This window comes from Haliea salexigens DSM 19537 (assembly GCF_000423125.1).
In the GTDB taxonomy this organism is placed as follows: Bacteria; Pseudomonadota; Gammaproteobacteria; order Pseudomonadales; family Halieaceae; genus Haliea; species Haliea salexigens.
This window is the reverse complement of record NZ_AUHJ01000069.1, coordinates 1-1453: the sequence shown is the minus strand read 5'-3', so window position 1 is coordinate 1453 and position 1453 is coordinate 1. Positions and strand designations below refer to the sequence as shown.

At 58.5% G+C, this 1453-nt stretch carries 1 protein-coding gene and 1 pseudogene; one reads left to right on the top strand and one right to left on the bottom strand.

Annotated elements, in window-relative coordinates; translation table 11 throughout:
• Nucleotides 1-96: 96 nt before the first annotated feature.
• A pseudogene (locus G533_RS23095) lies at nt 97-1251 on the bottom strand (IS1380 family transposase); the annotation flags it as partial.
• A 19-nt stretch (nt 1252-1270) separates the two neighbouring features.
• On the opposite strand from G533_RS23095, the gene G533_RS25420 reads away from it, so the two are divergent.
• The coding region (locus tag G533_RS25420) for a helix-turn-helix domain-containing protein (protein WP_144079972.1) at nt 1271-1453 on the top strand (183 nt) is incomplete at its 3' end.

Genomic DNA, 1453 nt, shown 5'->3' with positions numbered 1-1453 from the left:
CCTCGCTATATTGTCCCACGCTGGTCTCACTGACCGCCCCCTCCTTGAGATTTAGAGTGAAAAATGGACACGACATCTATCCTGACAGAGGGGGAGCCCAATCCAGCGCAGGATGTTGTATGCCAAGGTGGCGTGTGCAAGCACCAGGTCGTTGGTGTCGAACTTGCCCGAGGGCAGCCGCTCGATGTCGAGGTCGGTTTTGAACTCGCTGTGGAACTGCTCAGCGGTGGCGTGATCTTTGTACAGCGCGCTGATCTCCTCGTCGCTCGCGGTGTCCTCGTCCAGCGATGTCCACCAGCCTTCCAGCGTGTACTGTGGCAGCAGCAGCGCCTGCCCGTTCCGATCAATGGTGCGCTCAATCAGGCGCATAATGCGGCGAATCTGTCGGCTGACCGACGTGCCTTCGCTGTCCAGCTCACCGGTGTGTTCTTCGACGCTGTCACTGAAGATGCCGATGCGCTTGCCCTCACGGGCTGTGGTCCATACCGCGTGTTTCTCAAACCGTTCCAGCCAGTTCTCAGCAGTATCACTGCGCGGGTTCCATTTGATGAGATAGTCCACGGCGGCCTGTTGCTCAAACCAGCGGCGGTTGACGCCGGCATCATGCGCGCTATCGAGCCGCACCAGCAGGGGCGCACTGGTCAGCTGGCGGGCACGTGGCACAACGCGCTCCAGCACGTAGACGAATTCCTTCTGCGCATGCTGCGAGCCCTCGCGCAGTTCGCAGGCCAGACACCATCCCTCGGCGCCGAGGTAGGCTGCCATGGGGGCATAGCCATCGTGCCCCTTGTAGGTGTACGACACGCCCTCCTTCCTGGTGTTACTGTTGTCCATCGGGAACACGTCCATATCCAACGCAACGTGGCCTGTCGACAGTGCCGTGATCGGCGCATCGCTGCGGGAAAGGAAGGTCATCGACGCGGCATCCAGCAAGGGAATCAGCGCTCTCGCGTCTTCGTCAAAGCGCTGCCGGAGCCGCGCACTGGAGGGCATCTGCTTGATCCCCAGCGCGGCCTTGAAAAACGGATCCTGCCGGGCATTCTCGACCGCCTCAAAATCGCTTTTGCCCAGACACAGCAATCCGGTGAAGGTGCGGATCAGATCGATATTGGGAATCCCGTGGCGTTTGGGCACCGCTCGAGCTTGCTTGACCAGGTCAGTGAACTTGTTGACCGCATGGCCTACCAGGGCCAGACCCGCCTGAGCGGTGTAGATTTCGGTCTTGGATTGCTCAAGGCGAAAGCGTGCCATCAGATCACCTGCTGGGTGAATGCTTAATATGTGCTATTTTGCCATAAAAGCAGATATTAATCAGCAGGTTACCGTCGGTAGGTCGTGGTTAAAGTCACGGATTCAGGTGCTAAATAAAAGCGGTTTAAGCCAAAGAGAGATAGCCAGCGCTGTTGATGTCAGCCAGTCAACCATCAGCAGAGAGCTTGCCAGGAACCGAGGA